We start from the raw sequence: 20,357 nt of genomic DNA on the forward strand, positions 1-20,357 counted from the left end.
CGTGCCGTGACAGTAGGGCGGCGCCCCCGTACGCCACATCGGCAGAACGACCGATGGGCGACGACGGACTGCCAAGTCGTCACGGGCCTGCCGCCACGCTGGTAGCCCCGCGCACTTCCACCGATCCACGCACGCCGTGTTTCCCGTGCCGCGCACCCCAGGGCGGGGCGTCTGCGGCCGGTGCGCAACTGGTCAGCGGCTGTCGCTCCGAACGCCGCGAACAGGCAGAAGACACACGCCCACGGACAGGCTCGGCCACCGCACATCCAACCGCCCCGACCACCAACCCGGCGAAGCTACGCGGTCACAGCACCAGCCAACCGACGCCGCACCGTGCCGAAGGCGACAACTCGGCACGACTCCCCAGGGGCGACGGGCTTGTCCTGGGTCGACCCAGATCTCGGCCCCGGTGTGGTGGGGGGGTTAGCGGCATCTGGCCCAGGCGTTCCACGGCACCCCCAGCCCGGCGTTGCCTTGCCGCAGCTTCTGCTGCTCGCCGGCGACTGGGGGCGGCTGTTGCGGAGCGACCCGTGCCCACCTGCCGCCTGCTTGCACGACGACTGGCCCGCTTCCCCATCGGCGCAGACGTTCTCCCGCCTGCACAGGCGGCCGGATTCTGGCGCCGAGAAGAGATCGCCCAACTGTTGGACCCCGCCCTCGGATGACCTCCGCACCCTTACCTGGGCACCTGTCAGGGCGCGAGGGCGCCGTTCAACGCTGCCGTGAGCAGAAACCGAAGGGCATCGGACGTGACCGGGCGCGGGTTGGCGTAAGGCCGGCCCACTGCCTGGCCGATGACCTCGTCCACGTCGTCCTGGGTCAGGCCGACGGCGGCAAGGGAGCGCGGGGCACCGAGTTCGACGCTCGTCCGGGCCAGGTGCCCCGGCACGTCGTCGGTGGCCAGGGCACGGCTCAGTGCCTGTGCGGCCGCCGGTGCCGCCGGGAGGTTGAAGGCGGCGACGTACGGGAGCAGGACGGTGTGGGTTTCGGCGTGGGACAGGTCGAAGGTGCCGCCGAGGATGTGGCAGAGCTTGTGGTGCAGCGACATCGTGGTGGCCCCCAGGCAGGCGCCGCACAGCCAGGCCCCCCGCAGTGCGTCCGACCGCGCCTGAGGGTCCAGGGGGTCCTCGACGATGGCGGGCAGGGCGGTGGCCAGGGAACGGACACCTTCCTCGGCCATCAGGGAGATGATCGGTGAGGCGTCGGGAGCGTACAGGGCTTCGACGGCGTGGGCGACGGCGTTGAAGCCGCTGGTCACCGACATGCCAACGGGGAGGCCGAGGGTGAGTTCGGGGTCGTAGACCACGCTGCGGGGCAGGACCCTGCGGTCGCGGCCGGTCCGTTTGCGGCCGTTCTCGGTCAGGCCCCAGATGGGGGTCATCTCGGAGCCCGCGTAGGTGGTCGGGACGCTGATCACGGGCAGCCCCGTTTCCAGGGCGATCGCCTTGCCCAAGCCGATCGTGGAACCGCCGCCGATGGCCAGACACCCGTCCGCGCCGGTCTCACGCGCGGCTTTGACGGCCGCCGCTGCGATGTCGGCGGGTACGTGCATCCGCGCTTCGGTGAAGCGGCCGGCGCAGGCTCTTCCGAGCAGCGTCTCGGCGTGCTCGGCGAGCTTCTCCTGCGCCGGGGTGGACAGCACCAGCAGTCGGCGCAGGCCCAGTTGTTCCACCTCCTGCGGGATCTGTGCAAGGCTTCCGGCGCCGAAGACCACTCTCATGGGCAAGGCTTCGTAGGTGAAACTCGGCTGCTGGGTGGTCATGGCGTGGCCTCCGGTGCTGTGGCCAGGACGATGTCGAACGTGGCGTGGGTGAAGGGTGCCCTCACGCCGAAGCGTTCGGCGTCCCGCTCGTCGTGCGACTCGGTGAAGTCGGTGATGAGACCGCGTTTCACGGCGAAGACCGCGTCGGAGTCGATGTACGGGCTGCCCGCGACGAACGCGTGGGTGGTGACCGGCCGATGGCCGTCGGCACGCGCGATGAAGTGCACGTGGGCGGGCCGGTAGGGATGCCGGCCGGTGGCGCCGAGCAGACCGCCGACCGGGCCGTCGGTCGGGATCGGGTAGTGCGAGGGGACGACGCCGCGGAACCAGAAGCGGCCCTCGTCGTCCGTGCGGAACAGACCGCGCCCGTTCCCGGGCGGTTGTACGTCGGGTTGCTGCACGTCGTAGAAGCCGTCCTCGGTGCACTGCCAGACGTCGAGTTCGGCAGCGGGCAGGGGTGTGCCGTCGGCGCTCGTCACTCGGCCGGAGATGACGCACGGGTGGCCGGTGCCCAGCAGGTCGATGGTGTCGCCGAGTTCGCGGTGCGGCGAGACCGTCATGTGGAAGGGGCCCAGGACGGTGCTCTCGGTGCCGTGCTCGGCACCGTTCAGGGTTTCGACGAGCATGGAGACGCCCAGGACGTCGGAGAGCAGGACGAACTCCTGGCGGGTGTCGTCACACTTGTGGCCGACGGCAGTGAGGAATCCGATCGCGGCTTCCCACTCCTCCATCGTGGGTTCGATGTCCCGCACGAAGTCGTGGAGGTGACGGGTCAGGCTCTCCATGACCTGCCGCAGCCGCTGTTCCTTGGTCTCCCGGAAGCTGTCCACCACCGCGTCGGTGGCGGTCTCGACGGTGAAGTCCACCTGGTGTTCCTAACTCGCGGAGGTGCTCCGGCCGGTGAGATGGTCGGTGAACCAGTCCCCGGTGAGCGCGTCGCGTTCGGCCGCGTGGTTGTAGAGGGTGTGCTCGCCGTCGGGCCAGATCCGCACCGTGGCGGTGGCAGGGTCGGCGGCGCGCAGGAAGGGCTCCTGGTCCTCGTAGCGGACCAGAGGGTCCTGGCTGCCGTGCAGCAGGAGCAGTGGGCAGGTGATGCGGTGCTTGTCCGGGTCGAAGCGCAGGCCGTCCATGACCTCGATCACCCGGCCCAGCTCGTCCGTGCCGACCACGGCGGACAGCTGCTCGCGGGCGGTACGGAATTCGGGGACCGTCGGTGTCGCCGGAGCACCGTTGACGACCACCGCGGCGACGCGCGAGTCCGCGGCGGCCAGATGGGCGGCGAACAGACCGCCGAAACTGATGCCCTGGACGCCGATCGGGCCGCCGAGGCGGGGATCGGCCTCGACCAGGTCGACGAAGCGGGCGAAGCCGTCGGTGACGCGTTCGTCGACGTACAGCCCGTGGCTCAGCCGTGACTCGCCTTGGCCGGGCCCTTCGACGAGCAGACAGGCCAGGCCGCGCGCCGTGTAGGCGTCAGCTACCGGCAGATACGCAGCGCCCCAGCTGCTGAGCCCACCCCACGCGATCACGGTGGCCCGGGGCGTGCCGGCCGGCAGGCACAGCCAGCCGCCGAGCACGCCGTCGCGGTGCGGGATCTCCACGCGCTCCACCCCGGCCGCGAGAGCGGCGACCGCGGCCGTGTGCCGGGCGTAAAGCTCCCGCTTCTCCGCGGTGTCGGTCTGATGCGCCATCTGCGCGAACATCAGGGCCCCGGCGGCGAACCGGTATGCCTGCCGGGCGGTCGTGCGATGTCCCGAATCCTCCGCGCGCCGGGCGCGTTCGAGCTGCGCCTCCGCAAGGGCCGCGGCGGCGTCCGGCCACGGGGTCCCGGCCGCGGTGTCGGCGAGCAGGCGGCGGGCGTCGCTTGGATCCATGCCACAGTCGGTGAGCCTGGTGAAGGGCATGGCCCGGTGCTGGGCGGCGACCAGTGGCGACAGCGTCGACGTTTCCGGCTTCTCGGTCATGCCATCACCTTCACGGGTGCGGTCAGCGCGGTGTCGAGGGCGTCCACGAGCGCGCCGATGTCGGTGCTGTCGACGGCGGTGCCGAACAGGACGAAGTCGGGGCGCGCCAGATACGCGACCGCGCCGAGCAGGTGGAGGTACTCACGGTGGCGTCCCTCGAGGTCGTCGACCGTGTCGAGGGCGACCACGGCGCAGCCCAGACGCTCCAGCCGCGCGAGCCGCTCCGGGCCGAGGGCGGCGGCCGGATCCTCGGCCGCGACCAGGGTGAACCCGTATCCGGTCAGGTCGTCGAGGCGTCCGGTGCGGCCGTCGGGCAGACGGATACGGCCCTGCGGGGTGAGGGTGCCGGCCGGCGCGTCCGTGCCCGGGCGCAGCACTCCGTGGGTAAGGGGTGGGAACGGGGGCGGCGGGGGCACCTTCCCGGCGAAGAAGGCCGCGTCCCGGGCAGCCGCTGCCTCGGTGTCATGCATGTTGGCGACCTTGCCGAGGCCGATCGCGGCGTGGGTGAGGGCCGTGACGTGCGGGCGGCGCTCGCTCTCGTAGGTGTTCAGGAGCGCGTCCGGTGCCTGGCCGCCGAGCACGAGGTGCAGTTTCCACGCAAGGTTGGTGGCGTCGCGCAGGCCGCTGCAGGCGCCCTGGCCGAGGTACGGCGGCATGGTGTGGGCGGCGTCGCCGGCCAGGAAGACCCGGCCGGTGCGCCAGCGGTTGGCGATGCGGGCCTCGAAGCCGTAGACCAGTTGCCGGGTGATCCGCACATCGTCCGGGCCCAGGTCGTGGTACTCGCGCAGGAGCCGCCAGGCGGCCTCCGGGGCGGTCATCTCCTCGCGGGTCTCGCCCGGCAGCAGGGCGAACTCGAAGCGCTGACGGGTGTGGCCGATGTTGATGGTCATGTGCCCGCGCGCGGGATCGCAGTACTGGGTGCCGTACGCGAACTCCGGCGGCTGGGGACGCAGCCACTCGGCGTCGACGTTGACCCACTGCTCGTTGAAGCCGAAGTCCTGGCGCTCCACGCCGAGCATTTCGCGCACTTCGCTGCGGCTGCCGTCGGCGGCGATCAGATAGCGGGCTCGGACGTCTGCGTGCGGCCCGTCGGCGGCGTAGGCGTCGGCGTTCCAGCCGCGCAGGCGCAGCGTCACGCCGTCGTCGTCCTGGTCGAGGCCGGTGACCGCCCAGCCCTGACGGACGTCGACCGTGCCGTAGCCGCGCAGCCGCTTGTCGATCGCGCTCTCCACGTCCGGCTGGTACATGGAGATGTGATCCGGATACCCCATCGGGCCACTGGGGTTCGCCGGGATGTTCACCAGGGTCTCGCCCTTGCCGTTGACCCACAGGTACTGACACATCGACGAGTCGCGCAGCGCCTCGTCGACATCGCCGGCCGCCTGGATGGTGCGGGCGGTCTCGTCGTCGACGTGGGTGAGCCGGGGCAGCCCGTACAGGGTCGGCCAGCGTTCGCAGACCACCACCCGGTGGCCGAGCCGACCGAGCAGGGACGCCGCGGCGAGTCCGGTCGGACCGTAGCCGACGACGGCGATGTCATAGTGCGGAGCCATCAGACGCCTCCAGAGACAGCCCCGCGCCGTTGCGAGGGGTCGTGGTGGGAAGAGAAAGGCTGGGGCGCGACCGTGCGGTGTCCGCCACAGCTTGCGTGAATCAGGATTCACACTTCGAGTGAAGCGAGATTCACACAACGGCAACATGGACGTCAAGGGCCCGGCCGATAAACTGCGCAGATGACCGAGTCCCCCACCCGCAGACCTGCCGCCCTCCGGGAAGGCAGTCGCCGTTCGCAGCAGGACCTCATGCAGGCCGGGTACGCGCTGCTCGAAGAGGGCGGAGTGGACGCGCTGACCGTGGCCGCGGTCGCCGAGCGGGCCGGCATGGCGGTCGGCAGCATTTACCGCCGGTTCGGTGACAAGGAAGGACTCCTAGTGGCCATCCAGCGCGCCTTCACCGACAACCTCCAGGCCGAGATCATGGAACACATGTCCCCGGAGCGGCTGCGGATCCTGCGCGATCCGGCCGTGACCGTCGCCGAGGCGGTCGGTGCGGTCACCGACGCGTTCCAGGCGCATGAAGCCCTGCTGCGCGTCTTCCTGCTGCTCGGCACCCGGCACGAAGCGGTACGGATCGAGGGCTCCCGCGTCAGCATCGAGGGCAACCGCCACTTCGCCGAGACACTGCGCCACACCCCCATCGCACATGCGGACTCCGAGGCCGCGCTCGACTTCGCCTACCGCCTGATCTACGCCTCGATCGCCCACCGCGTGACGCAGGGCGAATTCCTGGAGTCCGACCGCCCACTTCCCTGGAACGAACTGCGCAGCCACCTTCAGACAGCGGTCGTCTCCTACCTCCTCGACGCCCCGGAAGGCAGCTGACCCCCGGGCCTGCCGCCGCAAAGAGGTGCGCACACAAGTCCTGGCGAGCGATGTGGCCACATGTGAACCTTGCCTCATCCTCGATGTGATTACCGGTTCACATCCATCCCTTGCCAGATACGCGGCGGGCAGTCCGGGGTCGCTGCGCAACAGCTGACCAGTCATCGAGGAGCAGCAGGAGCTGGGGCAGGGCTTCGGCGGACGCCGGGCGCCTGCGTGGCCATGCGCCGAGCCCAGCCGTGGGCGCTACGAAGCTGTCCGCGAGGCCGTCATGCGCGACGAGCATGGCCGACCGTTTGGTCTGGTCTGCCCGGATCTGTCGGTCAGGATCCGAGTGCGATGGTTCGGTAGCGACCTGGGGGGACGCCGTACTCGCCCGCGAACAGTCTGTTGAAGTGGGCGTCATCCGGGAAGCCCACATCGGCAGCGACTTCTGCCACGGTGTGTCCCGCGAGCTCAGGTGATCCAAGCAACTCCCGTGCGGTCTCCAGTCGCCGGCTCCGGATGTACCCCGCGACCGGTCCGATTTCTGCGGCACAAGCCTGGTAGAGCCGACGGCGCGAAACTCCCAGCCTGGCCGCGAGGAAACCGGGACTGAGCCGGGCATCGGCTAGCCGTTCCTCAATGACCTCGAGCGCTTCGCCAGCCAGGTCGTGGTCCCGAATCGATCGACGGACCGAAGGTGCGGTTCGCCTCAGCGTCTGACTGATCGCCGCCAGGGCGGGCTCCAGTCGGCTGTCGTCGTGCAGCGGGTCAAGGATCAGCGGCTTGAGCGCGGCTGCGCAATCCTCGGGCAGCGTGGTGGCGGACAGGGCGGCAACGCGTGCCGGGGGCAGATCCAGCACATCGGCGCGGATCATCGTGATCAGTACTCCGAAGCGCTGACTGCTGCCGACGCGGTAGTCGTCGGAGGTGTCGTAGATGGCCAGCTGTCCGGGGAGAAGGATGGCTTCACGGCCATACTGCTCGACGGTGACGCGTCCCTCGACGCCCATGGCGAGTTTGTAGCGCCCCGCGCCCACGCCGTCAGCGGCCGATCCTACGGTGCGTACACCCCAGTGCGCGGTGGCTCGCAAATTGGCGAAGTTCACCGATCCCGACGTTCGTCCGGCGAGCGAACCCAGGATCGAGTCGCCACGCGCATGCAGCTCCAGAGGTACCAGGTAATGGGCCGTCATCCGGCCCCATATCTGGTTGCGAAGCGGTGCTGCCACGGTGCCGGAGTCGAATCTGTCCCAGGCCGGCCCGGTCCCTCCGCTCGAGGGACCGGCCGAGATCGTCAATCTCACCATGGCAGCCTCACCTCAGCCCCCGGGAAGTCCGGGTAACGGGGGCGACAGCGGCCACACGGCGGCCTGGCGTGAGTCGTCACCCTCTTCGAAACCTTCGTGGGATGGCGCATCCTAGGAGGGGGCAGGGCGGGAAGTCCAGTAGCGGTTGCCTCTCGTGCGCCTCTGCACGGATATCCAAAACACTGCCGGGTCGTGCTCCTAGCGTCCGCCGCATGAGCGAACAATTCATCGTCAAGGCGGCCGCGGTTCACGCCGCCGCGCCCTTCCTGGATCTTGAGGCGGGCGTGGAACAGGCTCGCGGCTTCATCGCCGAAGCCGGCGCGAACGGCGCCCAGCTGGTGGCCTTTCCCGAAACTTACCTGCCCGGGTACCCATACTGGGTTTGGTCTCACACCGCAAAGTACGCCGCCCCACTGTTCGCGCAGCTTTTTCACAACAGCGTCGAACTGCCCAGTGCAGCGTCGGACGCGATCGCGGACGCGGCCAAACGTGCCGGGGTGTGGGTGGTGATGGGTATGGACGAAAAGGATGGTGGCACCCTGTACAACACCCTCGCCTACTACTCACCGCAGGGTCGACTGGTCTCGCGCCACCGCAAGCTGGTGCCGACGAATGCAGAACGGACCGTCTGGGGTCGGGGCGACAGTCGCGATGTCTTCGTCATCGACACCGGTTTCGGCAAACTCGGCGGTCTGATCTGCTTCGAGCACAGCATGGATCTCAGCGCCTACGCACTGGCCGCTTTGGGCGAACAGATCCATGTCGCAGCGTGGCCGGCGATCAACGCCACCCACGCTGATCCCAACGCCGGCTCCTTCGATCATTACACGACCACGTTGGCCAGCGCTTATGCGATCCGCAACCAGTGTTACGTCATCGTGGTGCAGGGTGCGATCACCCAGGAAATCATCGACAAACTCGACGTGCAGCGTGAGGGCGACGTGCCTACACTCGGCGGCGGTCTCTGCGGCTTCATCGGTCCTGATGGCAAGTGGCTCGAGGAGCCCCACCGAGACGGCACCGGCATCGTGTACGCCGATCTCGATCTGGGCGCTATCGCCTACGCCAAGTACTTCGCTGACAGCGCCGGACACTACGCCCGCCCCGACATCTTCAACTTCGCCGTCAATACCGACGCCCCGTTGCCCCTGAGCGGCTCCCGGCCGACACCCAGGATCGACCAGGATCGCGGCGCTGCGGCTGTCGGCCCACTAGGTGCACCGCAGAACCAGCCGACCGGTTCATGCCCAGTCAGCCCCGCTGGGCCGACCCATGCCGAGGCCATCTGATTCGGGTGGACGCGGATCCTGGACGCGGCGGTGGCCCCGGCCACTCGGAGGGCTGCCTTGTGCAGCCGGTCGTAGATGCCGGCGCCAGCAGGCGATGACTCACCACCACGCTGTCCCGACAACCGCTTCCATGACTGCGCTGTTCTTCGGCAGCGCGAAGTACACGCGCCTGTGACTGCCCGTCACGAAAGGATCTACTCGCTCGGCGGGCACCCGGGAGGTGCCCGCCATGCTCGGTCAGCGTGAACCTGCGAGGCTCTTGTCGGCCCGCTTCTCGAGCGTCGCCGCCAGGACAGCTGCCGAAATCCCGACGGCGCCGAGGAGCAGAGGAAGACGGACGTCCAAGCCCGTGAGAGAACCGGCGAGGGCGGTACCCGCGGATCCCGACGTGATCTTCAAGGCCGCCACCCACATGAAGACCTGAGCGCGTACCCCCGCGGGCGCGTACTCGGTGCGGGCAGCCAAAGTGGCGGCGAAGAACAGGGCATTGAGGACACCTGTCAGCCCGTACGCCGCAACGGACAGGGGGAAGGCGTGGCTCGCGGCGACCACGCCGAGGCCGACGACGACCCCCAGGGCGAGACGGCGCATGAGGCGGTCCGGATCGCCGGTGAGCGGGACGACCATCACCACCGCGGAGCCGGCCAGGTTGCCGAGTCCGTAGGCGGCGGTCAGCACCGCTGCGGTGGATGTGTCGATACCCATCACTTTGGTCATGTGCACTGCGGTGATCGGGAGTGCGGCAACACCGAGCGCGACGATCATGGTCAGGTAGACGGTGCGCCGCAGTTGGCCGGTGCGAGCCATCAGCGCCAGCGTGGGCCCCGGCTTGAGGATCGCAGCCCTGTCCCCGCCGTGGGCCGCAGGGGCGTAGGGCAGGAGGAGCACGCCACCCGCCGCCACACCGGCTCCGCCCGCCAGAGCGAGCGCGGCGGCGGAGGGAGAGGCCCAGCCCGACAGGGCCGCCACGAGAGACGGACCGACGGTGCCACCGATGCCGTACGTGGCCACATCCCAGCCCTGCGCCCGCCGCTGGGTACGCGTCTCCGGTCCGACGATCGCGGGCAGCCGGCTGCTGATGCCACCGGTCAGCAGAGGGCCGCAGGTACCGGCCACGGCCAGCAGTAGCGCGGTGACCAGGGCGGGCACACGGGCGTAGGTCAGGACACCGGTGGCGAGCACGGCGGCGTACAACAGGCAGGCCGACGCGATGACCTTGCGTCCGTCCCGCGCCAGGTCCAACGGGCGGGCGACGAACGGGCCGAGCAGGTGTGGTGCGGTGACGCACGCGCCGAGCGCACCTGCGAGCGTCCCCGAGCCACCGGACGAGGTGACGAGCAGGATGACGGCGACGACCGCTCCCCCGTCGGCGGTGCGGGCCAGGGCCGCGGCGACGACGTAGCGCACCAGGCCGCCCCTGCGGCCACCCGTCGAAGTCGACACGCTCGCCGCGCTGGCGCCGGTCTCGGTGACCCGATGGTTCACGGCGCGCATGCTCAGGCGGTGAGCTTGAGGGCGCTCAGCACGGCGACGACGTCCTGACGCGCGGCCTCGTCCAGCCCACGCAGGGGAAGCGGCAGGTTCGGCTCCCCCGTCAGGCCGAGGTGAGAAGCGGCAGCGGACATGACACGCAGGCTGCCGTGACTGCGGAACAGTGCCCACAGCGGCTCGAGTTCGTCGGACAGGTCCCGCGCCCGTTCAGCGTCATCGCTCTGAGCGGCGCGAGTGAGAGCGAGCGCGGTCTGGGGGAACGTACCGCCGATGACCGAGTACCAGGCGTCGCACCCGGCATTCAGACCTCGGGCGGCCGTGTAGTCGCCGCTCACGCCGATGGTGACCGTCTCCGGGATCAACGTCCGCAGTGCGTCGACCCTGGCCTCGGCCTGCGCCGGGTCTTCGGGCACACCGGGAATCTTGATCGAGCCGACATTCGGCAACTGGGCGATCCGGCCGTGCAGTTCGTCGGTGAAGTTCACATGTGTGGTGCCAGGGTTGTCGTACACGCACAGCGGCACGGACAACTCGCGGGTGACATCCTCGTACAGGCCGAACACTTCTTCCTCGGTGAGCGGCTGATACGTCATCGGCGCGAGCAACACACCGGAGGCCCCCGCCTTCTGCGCGTCCTCGGTCAGCGCCAGGACATGGGCGGTGCGCAGCGCTCCGACACCGACCATGACCGGCACGCCATCGGCGGCCTCGACCGCGATCCTCACAGCGCGGGCACGCTGTTCCCGGGTGAGGTAGGCATAGCCACCGGTGGAGCCGAGCGCGCCGATCGAGTCCACGCCGACTGCTGCGAGGCGAGCGACGAGCGTGGCGTATGCCGTCTCGTCGATGCCGTGTTCATCAGTGGGTGTGAGGGGGAAGGCGCTCAGGCCGCGGAACATGATGACTCCTTCAAGGGACTTCACAGGGCTTCGCAGGACTTCGAGGGAGAGAGAACGGTCATGGTCAGCTGCCAGTCGTACGCAGTTCCGCCACGACTGCGGCAAGTTCGGCGGCGAACGCCTCGGCCTGCGGCTCGCTGATGGTGGAGCTGGTAACCCGGATGGCGCCCTGATGGGTGGACGGGTCACGGCCGAAGAGGTAGCCGGGCCGGACAGCCCAGCCCCGCTGTGCCAGGGCTTCGACCGCCGACCGGCCGTCGACGTCCAGTTCGACCCATACATTCAGTCCGTCGGGCCGGTAAGGGACCTTGATCCCATGGGCGTGCAGCCGGTCGACAAGCAGGCCGCTGCGGCGTGCGTACGCCTCGCGGGCCCGTTCATGGAGTTCCAGGACACCGGGATCGAACAGCAATTCGCGGACGACGTGCTGCAGCAGATGACTCACCCATGTGGTGCCGGCGCTCAACCGGGCCTCCAGGCGCACGGCAGTCTCGGCGTCGGCGGCTGCGAGGGCGAGGCGAAGGTCCGGGCCGAGGAACTTGGACACGGACCGCACCAGAGCCCACCGCGCGGTGGTCGGAGGGGTGATTCGGCAGTACGGCCGTGCGGAGACCGCTGAGAAGTGGTCGTCCTCGATCACCAGGACCTGAGGGTGTTCGGCAAGGACCGCGCGGAGGCTGGCCGCCCGTTCCTCGGTGAGGCTCGCGCCGGTCGGGTTGTGGGCGCGGGGCGTGCAGACGACCGCACGGGCGCCGTCCTCCAGTGCGACCCGCAGGGCGTCGGGACGCATGCCGGCCGCGTCGACCTGGACCGGCGCGGACCGATAGCCGTTCAGCCGCAGCGTGCCGATGCTGGCCAGGAAGCAGGGATCCTCGATCGCCACCGTGTCGCCGCGGGCGAGGTGGGCGTTGAGGAGGCGTTCGGTGGCGTCGACCGCTCCGTGCGCCACCAGCGTCCGGAACGGCTGCTCGATGTCCTCGGCGAAGTCGGCGGAGGCCCACGCCGCCAACCCCGCGTCGACTGCGGGCACCCCGTACAGGGGAGGGCGGTAGTGCCCACCCCTGGCCGCAGCCAGGATGTCCGGCAGCAGCTCCGGATCGGGGTTGCCGCTGGCCAGGTCGACCGCGTCGCCTCCGACGCCGATACCTTCACGGGCCAGCTGCGGCACCGCCGCGATCACCGTGCCGCCTCGACCTCGGGTCTCGGCCACCCCGGCCTCGACAAGCCGCCGGTACGCCAGGGCGACCGTGTTCCGGTTGACACCCAGCTCGGCGGCGAGCGCCCGCACCGGCGGCAGCACTGACCGCGGCGCCAGCTCTCCCGAAGCAACCAGGTCCCGGACACTGCCTGCGATCTCAGCCGCGGCAGTCCCCTTGATCTGCACGTCATCACCTCCTGGCATCGACCCTAGCAGTTTTGTCCTATGCCAAACTACGGGTCATGGGTACGAACGGCAGGGCTCATGACCACCTGCGGCAGCCACTGACGTGCTTTCAGCGGCTCATCAGCTCCACTGCTCGCCAGCCGACGCTGATGAGCGCTTCATGGCTTCGCACCGTCATGACCAGCGACAGCACGCTAGGAAGCAGGCGCGACCAACGACCCGATGGACATCTCGACATTTAGGAGGCCCGAGCTGAGCTGGTCACCACAGCCAGGGGGGCCGTTAAACAGAGGTCGTGTCCCGCCGAGCGTGTCACGCGATCACGGCGAGGATGTCGGGGTAGTGATTCACGACGGCCTGCGCGGAAGCTGACGGGGACTGACCTTGACGTCGCGAGACCACGGGTGACGGCGGCCAGTGTCATCGGAGCAGGTCGAAGTTGGGCCAGGGTGGGCTGTGAGCCAGTCGACGACTTGCTGGGCCGTGGGTGCCTCATGCTCTCTTGGTGCCGGGGCCTGCACAGAGCGGTTCGAGCCAGCGTCGGACGCTGCGGCTGGTGCCCTGGTAGCCGCGCCGTTGAATCTCACGCAACAGCCGTCCGCTGTCGTACCGCCCGCCTGCCAACGCATGGTGAGGTGTTCGGCCCGGGGGCTCGCCCATGGATCTCCATCTGTTCGGGACGGTGCTCCACGCGCTCGGCATGGCAGGGCTCGCCTCCGGCGAGGCCCGTGCCGTGCGGATGATCGCGCTGACGGAACGACTGCGGGTGTTGCGCGGAAAACGGTCCAGGCGGCCGGGAGTACGCCGCCCTGGAGCGGGGCGAGCTGCGGGAGGCGGCCCGCGCTGTCCTGGCGGCTAGTGCGGGTCGCGGTTGAACAGCGCGGTCGACCAGCGGTAGCCCAGTGCGGTCAGGCCGATACACCAGGCCAGCGCGAGCCACCCGTTGTGGTCGATCCCGGTGCCGAGCAGCAGGCCGCGCAGGGTCTCGATGGCGGGCGTGAAGGGTTGGTACTCGGCGACCGGCTGGAACCAGCCCGGGATCGCGTCGATGGGGACGAAGGCGGACGAGATGAGCGGGAGGAGGATCAGCGGCGTTGCCATGTTGCCGGCGGCCTCGGGATTCGGGCCGGCCATCCCCATCCCGACCGTGATCCAGGTGAGCGCGCCAGGGTGAACAGTGCGATCAGTCCGAACGTCGCCAGCCACTCCAGGGCGGTGGCGTCCGTGGACCGGAAGCCGATGGCCACCGCGATGGCACCGACGAGGACCAGACTGGCGAGCACCTGCAGCGCGCTGCCCACGACGTTCCCGACCAGCACGGACCCGCGGTAGACCGCCATCGTGCGAAAACGCGCGATCGGCCCCTCCGTCATGTCCATGGAGACGGAGATCGCGGCCCCGATCACGGTGCTGCCGATGGTCATCAGCAGCAGGCCCGGGACGAGATAGGCGATGTAGTCCGAACGGTCGGCACCGCCGCCCCCGATGCCCGCGCTCATCACGCCCCCGAAGACGTAGACGAAGAGCAACAGCAGCATGATCGGCGTGAGCAGCAGATTCAGCGTCATGGACGGGTAGCGGCGCGCGTGCAGCAGATTACGGCGCAGCATCGTGGACGAGTCCCGCACGGCGAGAGACAGGGCGCTCATCGGACGCCCTCCTTGGGCTGGTTGGTCTTCGGCTGGTTGGTCTTCGGCTGGTTGGTCTTGGGCTGGTTGGTGCCGCCGGTCAGGGCGAAGAGCACGTCGTCGAGGTCGGGCGTGTGCACCGTCAGCTCGTCCGCCTCGACACCGGCCGAGTCCAGCCAGTCGAGGACGGCACGCAGCTCACGCTGGCTGCCGTCGCTGGGGATCTGCAACGACAGCGCCTCGTCGTCCCGGGTCACCTCGCGGAGCGCGACAGCGGCGGACTGGTAGGCGGCCGGGTCGGTGAAGCGGAGGCGGACATGTCCGCCCGGGATGAGCCGCTTCAGCTCGCCGGCGCTCCCTGCGGCGGCGATCCTGCCGTCGTTCAGCACCGCGATGCGGTCGGCGAGTTCGTCCGCCTCCTCCAGATACTGGGTGGTGAGGAAGACGGTCACCCCGTCGGAGACGAGCTCGCGGATGATGCCCCACATGGTGTGGCGGGAGCGCGGGTCGAGGCCGGTGGTCGGCTCGTCGAGGAAGATGATCCGCGGGCTGCCCACGAGCGTCATGGCGATGTCCAGGCGGCGCTTCATGCCGCCGGAGTAGGTGGAAACGGGCTTCTTCGCCGCCTCCACCAGGTCGAAGCGCTCCAGCAGTTCGGCGGCGGCACGACGGCCCTCACCGCGCGAGAGGTGGTGCAGGTCCGCCATGAGGAGCATGTTCTCCTCGCCGGTGATCAGCCCGTCCACGGCGGAGAACTGTCCCGTGACACCGATCGCGGCCCGCACGGCCTGCGGGTCGGCGGCCAGGTCGTGGCCGCCGACGTGCAGCTCGCCGGCGTCTGCCCTGATGAGGGTGGAGAGGATCTTCACGGCGGTGGTCTTGCCGGCGCCGTTCGGGCCGAGCAGCGAGAAGACGGTGCCGGTCGGCACAGCTAGATCGATACCGTCGAGGACGGTCTTGTCGCAGTAGGCCTTGGCCAGCCCCTTGGCCGCGATGGCGAGTGAGCGGGATGTCGTTGTCGTCATGGCGCAGAGGTTGCGGCAGGGTGCATTCAGCGCGGTTTCAGGGTGCTTTCAGCGCCCTGAAACCGGGGGTTGCCTCGGGTAGCTGTGGTGCGTCGCTGTGTCTGACCTGTGCGGACGTTGCGAGCAGCGGGGCAGGGCTGCCGGTCGGCAGGCTCACCGTTAGCCGGGGTGGGTGATCCTTTCTGCCCTTCCGCTCCCGGGATCGCCCCAGCTAGGCCCCGGCATGCCCTGTTCAGCACGGAACTCATCGAGCAGCTCAAAGAACAGCTCGATCGCGGGCCGGTTCGTGGCCTCGGCCATGCGCTCGATCTCGACCGCCCAGCCCAGCGAGCTTTCGTACTCATACCCCAGCCGCGGCCACAGCCAGTCGGTGAACGGGCCGCCCTGCCGGAAGTCAAGCAATTCCTCGGCGCCGTGAACCTTCAACGCCACGTGATAGCCGAACAGCATGGAACTCAGATGCTGAAGCGAACTACCTCGCACCCACATCCCCGGGCGTAGTCGCACCTCCTCCAGGAGGTCGTACACATCGCGCATCTCGGTGAGCTGTCTGGGCGCCCTCCGGGCCATCTCCGCCTCCGCCATGCGGGAACCCTACTGTCGCTTCGAGGACCACCCAACGGGGCAGGGGAAGGACTTTCGAACAGCGAGACGAAGCCGCTCCGCGGCATGAGATCGTTTGGGTCAGACGTCAAGCATCACCCGACGCCGAATTGTCAAGCTTCCCCCTGAGACTCGACAAGGCACCTCGGTGCTCTAGTTGCGGAACCGTGGTCAGTGCCCGAGTAAATGACATGACCGTGAGACAGAAGGCATGCCACCGGTCGTGGGACACCCCGAGAAGCCGCAGGTCGAAGCATCGGGCAATGCCACGGGCGGCGAGAACCTACATCTGTAGGCTCTAAAATTCGTGTCGGGGTCTCGGGCCTGGTGCCGGATCGAAGCCGGATCCGACGTGGCGCTGAGACGTGCAGGTACCGCCTGTACCTCGTTCGCGTGGGAACGCCGATGCCTGAAGGCCAAACGGCCACGTCGGGAACAGCCGGTCCGGCAGGCACTGTTGCATCCACCGAGGCACCGGCGCCGCACGGACGGGGAACACGGGGACCACAAGGTCGTCCGCCCACCAGGGTCCGGGTCCCAGAATCCGGCCCCGGGATCGCGGTCCGCCCGCCGCGCACTCGGACCAAGACGTATTTTTGCAGGAGGACTTTTCATGACTGACCGGCCCTTGACGCTCATGGCAGTACACGCCCACCCCGACGACGAGGCCACCGGAACCGGAGGGGTCCTCGCGCGGTACGCGGCGGAAGGCATCCGCACGGTTCTCGTGACGTGTACCGACGGCGGTTGCGGTGACGGCACGGGAGGCGTCAAGCCGGGCGACCCCGGACACGATCCTGCGGCCGTCGCCTCGATACGCCGTCAAGAACTCGAGGAGAGCTGTGACGTCCTGAAGATCAGCGATCTGGAGATGCTGGACTACGCCGACTCCGGGATGACGGGCTGGCCGAGCAACGACGCCCCCGGATCCTTCTGGCAGACCCCCGTGGAGGAAGGCGCCTCCCGACTTGCGGAACTCATGCGGCACTACCGACCCGATGTGGTAGTCACCTACGACGAGAACGGCTTCTACGGCCACCCCGACCACATCCAGGCCCACCGCATCACGATGGCGGCGCTGGAGATGACCGCGCTGACACCGAAGGTGTACTGGACCACGATGCCCCGCTCGATGATGGGGCGGTTCGGGGAGATCATGCGCGAGTTCAATGAGGACATGCCGGAGCCGGATCCTGCCGAGGCCGCCGCGATGGCCGAGATCGGCCTTCCCGACGACGAGATCACCACGTGGGTGGACACCACCGCGTTCAGCGGCCAGAAGTTCGATGCGCTGGCCGCGCACGCCAGTCAGGGCGAGAACATCTTCTTCCTCAAGATGGGCAAGGAGAGGTTCGGTGACCTGATGGGCATAGAGACCTTCGTACGTGTCAAGGACGCCACCGGCGCCGCCGTGCCCGAGAACGATCTCTTCGCCGGACTGCGCTGATCGCCCGTCCGACCCGGGCCCGGGAAAGCTCATCGGCCGCACAGCGCGATCGAGCCGGTCACACACCCGGAGGCTGACCGAGGCATCACGCGAGTTCCGCTCCGACACCCCACGACCAGCCGCTCGCCCGCGGAGTCGACGCGTTCCCGCACTGCCGACCCGACACTGCGCTCGTCTCTCAAGGCAACCGCACAGGTGGGAGACCTGCGGGCGGCTGGCTCGGAAGGTGCTCGACAGCCCAGGTCACAAGCCCGGCGGTCTGCTCCGATCAGGACAGACCGCCGGGGAAGCGACACGAAGCTGAGACTCCGACCGATGTCCGACACGCCACGAGGCAGCGGACAGCGGAAGAAGCCGCAGGTCACGACGCCGGTCTCCGATACCAGCCGCGAGACCCTGTTGTCCTCAGCCTGGAAGCTCACCGCCGCCCGGCATGCCCGCAAGAGTCAGCGGCCGCCGCTTCGCCGGACGCAACGCCCTGACGGTGCCAGCACCGCCCCCAGAGCCCACCGGGGAGCCCGACGGTGGCGAACGCCTGCTCAAATCTCAAGTTGGCCGCGACCACTTTGGTCCAGGAGCTACCGGATATCAGGCTACCGAGCCCTCGCCCGTGGGTTCAGACGCTGGTACTGGCGCCAGCGTGGTCCCGCACTCGCCGAGGCCGCGGCTGCGACGTCGCGTGAGTGCGTCATTGGCCAGGGGCTCCGCCGAGTTGCTTCATGCTGGACTGTCAAAGCAACCAGAAGGAGGCGGCGATGATCGCAAGAGTGGCCGTGTGGGAACCGATGCCGACTGACGACCGGGACTGGGTGCTGGAGGCCGCCGCCACCGTGTCCGGTGTCCATGGCGCGTATCACCTCGTCGATCCTGCCACGGGCAACGGACTGTCCATCGCCTTCTTCGAGGACGAAGCCGCAGCTCACGCCGCGCGAGAGGCGATCGAGCAGCGCGCCGAGGAAATCGGCTGGAACAGCGCCCCGCATCCGGCACCCGTCTCCCACACGATGTATCAGGTTGTCCGACACGTGTAATGCGGCGGCCTCAGGAAGGGCGGTGCCCCGCGCAGACCGTCTGGCCTCGAGCGGAGGCCCTGAGCCTCTTGCCGGGCCATGACCGCCCAGGGCCTCCGACCGCCTGGCCCAACCCTGATCACGGTGACAAGAGGATGCGGCGTCTTACGGCTCAGACCGGTCAACGAGGTGCGGGAGTTCGTTGTCAGTGCGACCGTCTATCTTTCGGCGCATGACACAGATGGATCTTCCTGCGTTCGATCGTGAATGGACTCGTTTTGAGTCGTGGCTCAGGTCGAACTCACCCGCCGATCAGGCGACCTTGCGAGCGCCGGCGGGGCGCGAACGGCTCATCGAGCTGGAATCACGGCTCGGTTTCGACCTGCATCCGGAGCTCAAGGCCCTGCTGCAACAACACGATGGAGCCGCTGAACCTGTTGCGGTCCCTGGCTCACGCAGGCTTCTGCCTGCTGGTGCGTTTCTTCCGTCGGGACACCGGCTCAGTGGTGTGGACGACATCGTGATGATGTACGACGTGCTCGTGGACGTCGCCAAGGACAACATCGAAGCCGACCTGTGGGAGGAGGACGCGCTGGCTGTGAACCTGCATCGCTGCGTGCCGTTCGCACTTCCCAACGACGGCGGTGTCGCCTTCGTCGACCACCGCCCCGGGCCCTCATACGGGCACGTGTATGAGATGGGCATCGGGTCCGGAGATCTGGACGGGACCCTGTGGGCAACCAGCCTGACGGAGTTCTTCCGCGTCCTGGCCGACGCTCTGGAGACTGACGGTTCCTTCCTGTACTACTGGCCCGCACCCTACGAAGACGAATCGGGCCACCACTGCCTTGAGTGGAGGATCCGAACCTGAGCGCGGCGGGACGGATCACCACACTCTCGGCGGACCGCCGAGCCGCCCACCAGTCCAGGTGGGGCGGCCGGAAGGGCCAGCAGGGAGGGGGAGGTGCTCACCGGTGCCGCAGGACCAAGGGGAAGCACACGTCCTTCCCCGACTACCTTGAGAACGTCCAGGCGGTGGTCTGCAACAAGCACGCCACGGAATCGCTGGTCAAAGCCAGCGCCTTCAACAGCATGGAGCGCACCCACATGGGGCTGACCGCGCACTTCGAGCCGATGATCGACAACGTGGTGGCGGTCAAGCGCAAGGAGGCCGAGGGGCAGTTCGACCTTGTCGGCAGCATGGCCAAGGAGGAGACCAGCGAGTAAGTCCTCGGACTCGACGTCACCTTCTCCGAGGACGAGTGGGACAAGGCCTACCTGCTCGCCCAAGAACGGGAGATGCTCGGCCTCCATGTCTCAGACCACCCGCTCTTCGGACTCGAGCACGTCCTGTCGGACAGGGCCGACGCGGGCATCGCCCAGCTCAGCTTGTTCTTGATCAACGACGGCCGAAGCGGTTGTTGCCGCGTGGCGATGCTCAGTGATGTACGTCCAGGTACGCGTCGTGCTCGGCGCAGTGGATGACTGCCTTGCATTTCTCCAAGGCGCTCGGCCGGGCTCCGCTCCGCCAGGACGACCCACACTTCGAAGACGTCCTGCACCAGTACGACTTCGAGTAGTTTTCGAGTAGATAAGGAAGGTTGGGCGGCGGCGCCTCGAATGCTGCGACGGCCACGTACGAGGCGGCCGTCCAGGGCTTGGCCGCGTAGATCACCGCATCGGCAGGCTGTTCGTCGAGCACACATCCCGCGCACTGCCAGGGAAGGGAGAAGGGAGGCGACGTGAGCGAAACCGCAGGTCAGCGCGCTGCGGCGACTCCCCCGACCCTGTGCTTGTCCGGTGCTACTGGTTCGATCCCGGCGCACGTCCCGGTAGCAGCTCAGCCAGACGCCGGGTCGGGTCGTACGGTCCACCGTCGGGGTCGCCCACCACTGCGGCGTCTTCTCCAGCCGCTCGGTGACGACCTGGTCGTAGTCGACGCCGTCGACCGGCCGCACATGCTCCGGGGCGCACCCACACCCGAAACCCCGCAGCCTCCACACTGCCGTCCAACTGGTGGAGAGGCCGGTACTCCGAGGCTCGGTGATGAGCAGCACCGCTGGGGCTGTTGCGTCGAGGAGGTGCTGCATGACTCTGTTCAGAGATCGGATCTCCTGAACAGAATCAGCTGCCCGGTGCTCTGCTTCTGTGAGGAATCCTCCGCAGCCGGGATGCGTGGCTA

15 protein-coding genes and 2 pseudogenes are annotated in these 20,357 nt (G+C 68.6%); 6 read left to right on the top strand and 11 right to left on the bottom strand.

Annotated features, from left to right (window positions below):
* Positions 1-691: 691 nt before the first annotated feature.
* From OG252_RS02265 to mhpA, 4 genes are read right to left on the bottom strand one after another with little or no spacing between them, the layout of a single operon-like run.
* On the bottom strand, positions 692-1,762 hold the full coding sequence (locus tag OG252_RS02265) for a maleylacetate reductase (RefSeq protein WP_266452315.1): 1,071 nt from the start codon (positions 1,760-1,762) through the stop codon (positions 692-694).
* Positions 1,759-2,628: a dioxygenase family protein gene (locus OG252_RS02270; protein WP_266452313.1), complete on the bottom strand. Its 870-nt coding sequence runs from the start codon at positions 2,626-2,628 to the stop codon at positions 1,759-1,761. The genes OG252_RS02265 and OG252_RS02270 overlap by 4 nt, the downstream gene beginning before the upstream one ends.
* A gap of 9 nt (positions 2,629-2,637) precedes the next feature.
* On the bottom strand, positions 2,638-3,726 hold the full coding sequence (locus OG252_RS02275) for an alpha/beta hydrolase family protein (protein WP_329333269.1): 1,089 nt from the start codon (positions 3,724-3,726) through the stop codon (positions 2,638-2,640).
* Entirely contained in the window at positions 3,723-5,279 is a 1,557-nt protein-coding gene (gene mhpA / locus OG252_RS02280) for a bifunctional 3-(3-hydroxy-phenyl)propionate/3-hydroxycinnamic acid hydroxylase MhpA (RefSeq protein ID WP_329333271.1), read from the bottom strand. Before mhpA ends, OG252_RS02275 begins: the two co-directional genes overlap by 4 nt.
* A 180-nt stretch (positions 5,280-5,459) precedes the next feature.
* Between mhpA and OG252_RS02285 the strand changes: the two genes are divergently transcribed.
* Positions 5,460-6,107 (top strand): TetR/AcrR family transcriptional regulator, encoded by a 648-nt coding sequence (locus OG252_RS02285; RefSeq protein WP_329333273.1) that lies wholly within the window; start codon positions 5,460-5,462, stop codon positions 6,105-6,107.
* A gap of 323 nt (positions 6,108-6,430) precedes the next feature.
* On the opposite strand, the gene OG252_RS02290 is transcribed toward OG252_RS02285, so the two are convergent.
* Complete coding sequence (locus OG252_RS02290) at positions 6,431-7,321, bottom strand: helix-turn-helix domain-containing protein (protein WP_329333274.1); 891 nt, start codon at positions 7,319-7,321, stop codon at positions 6,431-6,433.
* A 290-nt stretch (positions 7,322-7,611) separates the two neighbouring features.
* Here OG252_RS02290 and OG252_RS02295 point away from each other — a divergent pair, with 290 nt between their 5' ends.
* Positions 7,612-8,688 (top strand): carbon-nitrogen hydrolase family protein, encoded by a 1,077-nt coding sequence (locus OG252_RS02295; RefSeq protein WP_266452303.1) that lies wholly within the window; start codon positions 7,612-7,614, stop codon positions 8,686-8,688.
* Positions 8,689-8,925: 237 nt separating this feature from the next.
* Here the strand turns inward: OG252_RS02295 and OG252_RS02300 are convergent, their stop codons facing one another.
* From OG252_RS02300 to OG252_RS02325, 6 genes and pseudogenes are all read right to left on the bottom strand, one after another.
* Complete coding sequence (locus tag OG252_RS02300; protein WP_266452301.1) at positions 8,926-10,182, bottom strand: MFS transporter; 1,257 nt, start codon at positions 10,180-10,182, stop codon at positions 8,926-8,928.
* A gap of 2 nt (positions 10,183-10,184) precedes the next feature.
* Positions 10,185-11,078, bottom strand: coding sequence for a dihydrodipicolinate synthase family protein (locus OG252_RS02305; RefSeq protein ID WP_266452299.1), 894 nt, complete (start codon positions 11,076-11,078; stop codon positions 10,185-10,187).
* 64 nt (positions 11,079-11,142) lie between these two features.
* Entirely contained in the window at positions 11,143-12,462 is a 1,320-nt protein-coding gene (locus tag OG252_RS02310; RefSeq protein WP_329333278.1) for an aminotransferase class I/II-fold pyridoxal phosphate-dependent enzyme, read from the bottom strand.
* An 855-nt stretch (positions 12,463-13,317) separates the two neighbouring features.
* Positions 13,318-14,111, bottom strand: a pseudogene (locus OG252_RS02315) (ABC transporter permease).
* Entirely contained in the window at positions 14,108-15,115 is a 1,008-nt protein-coding gene (locus OG252_RS02320) for an ATP-binding cassette domain-containing protein (protein WP_329333280.1), read from the bottom strand. Before OG252_RS02320 ends, OG252_RS02315 begins: the two are co-directional and overlap by 4 nt.
* 159 nt (positions 15,116-15,274) lie before the next feature.
* Complete coding sequence (locus tag OG252_RS02325) at positions 15,275-15,700, bottom strand: hypothetical protein (protein WP_329333282.1); 426 nt, start codon at positions 15,698-15,700, stop codon at positions 15,275-15,277.
* Between the two features lie 631 nt (positions 15,701-16,331).
* On the opposite strand from OG252_RS02325, the gene OG252_RS02330 reads away from it, so the two are divergent.
* The 4 genes and pseudogenes from OG252_RS02330 to OG252_RS02345 all read left to right on the top strand — a co-directional run.
* The gene (locus tag OG252_RS02330) at positions 16,332-17,165 is read left to right on the top strand and encodes a PIG-L family deacetylase (protein WP_266452291.1); all 834 of its coding nucleotides are present in this window, start codon (positions 16,332-16,334) and stop codon (positions 17,163-17,165) included.
* 755 nt (positions 17,166-17,920) lie between these two features.
* Positions 17,921-18,196 (top strand): hypothetical protein, encoded by a 276-nt coding sequence (locus OG252_RS02335; RefSeq protein ID WP_266452289.1) that lies wholly within the window; start codon positions 17,921-17,923, stop codon positions 18,194-18,196.
* Between the two features lie 211 nt (positions 18,197-18,407).
* Entirely contained in the window at positions 18,408-19,046 is a 639-nt protein-coding gene (locus OG252_RS02340) for an SMI1/KNR4 family protein (protein ID WP_329333287.1), read from the top strand.
* 101 nt (positions 19,047-19,147) lie between these two features.
* A pseudogene (locus OG252_RS02345) lies at positions 19,148-19,585 on the top strand (DNA polymerase III subunit alpha); the annotation flags it as partial.
* Positions 19,586-20,357: the final 772 nt, after the last annotated feature.

The sequence above is a fragment of the Streptomyces sp. NBC_01352 genome, assembly GCF_036237295.1.
GTDB classification, from domain to species: Bacteria; Actinomycetota; Actinomycetes; order Streptomycetales; family Streptomycetaceae; genus Streptomyces; species Streptomyces plumbiresistens.

What these genes read in the sequence shown, in the direction of transcription:
- OG252_RS02265 (WP_266452315.1), bottom strand. Translation starts at nt 1,762, where the DNA reads ATGACCACCCAGCAGCCGAGTTTCACCTACGAAGCCTTGCCCATGAGA.
- OG252_RS02275 (WP_329333269.1), bottom strand. Translation starts at nt 3,726, where the DNA reads ATGACCGAGAAGCCGGAAACGTCGACGCTGTCGCCACTGGTCGCCGCC.
- mhpA (WP_329333271.1), bottom strand. Translation starts at nt 5,279, where the DNA reads ATGGCTCCGCACTATGACATCGCCGTCGTCGGCTACGGTCCGACCGGA.
- OG252_RS02285 (WP_329333273.1), top strand. Translation starts at nt 5,460, where the DNA reads ATGACCGAGTCCCCCACCCGCAGACCTGCCGCCCTCCGGGAAGGCAGT.
- OG252_RS02295 (WP_266452303.1), top strand. Translation starts at nt 7,612, where the DNA reads ATGAGCGAACAATTCATCGTCAAGGCGGCCGCGGTTCACGCCGCCGCG.
- OG252_RS02300 (WP_266452301.1), bottom strand. Translation starts at nt 10,182, where the DNA reads ATGCGCGCCGTGAACCATCGGGTCACCGAGACCGGCGCCAGCGCGGCG.
- OG252_RS02305 (WP_266452299.1), bottom strand. Translation starts at nt 11,078, where the DNA reads ATGTTCCGCGGCCTGAGCGCCTTCCCCCTCACACCCACTGATGAACAC.
- OG252_RS02320 (WP_329333280.1), bottom strand. Translation starts at nt 15,115, where the DNA reads ATGACGACAACGACATCCCGCTCACTCGCCATCGCGGCCAAGGGGCTG.
- OG252_RS02325 (WP_329333282.1), bottom strand. Translation starts at nt 15,700, where the DNA reads ATGGCGGAGGCGGAGATGGCCCGGAGGGCGCCCAGACAGCTCACCGAG.
- OG252_RS02330 (WP_266452291.1), top strand. Translation starts at nt 16,332, where the DNA reads ATGACTGACCGGCCCTTGACGCTCATGGCAGTACACGCCCACCCCGAC.
- OG252_RS02335 (WP_266452289.1), top strand. Translation starts at nt 17,921, where the DNA reads ATGATCGCAAGAGTGGCCGTGTGGGAACCGATGCCGACTGACGACCGG.
- OG252_RS02340 (WP_329333287.1), top strand. Translation starts at nt 18,408, where the DNA reads ATGACACAGATGGATCTTCCTGCGTTCGATCGTGAATGGACTCGTTTT.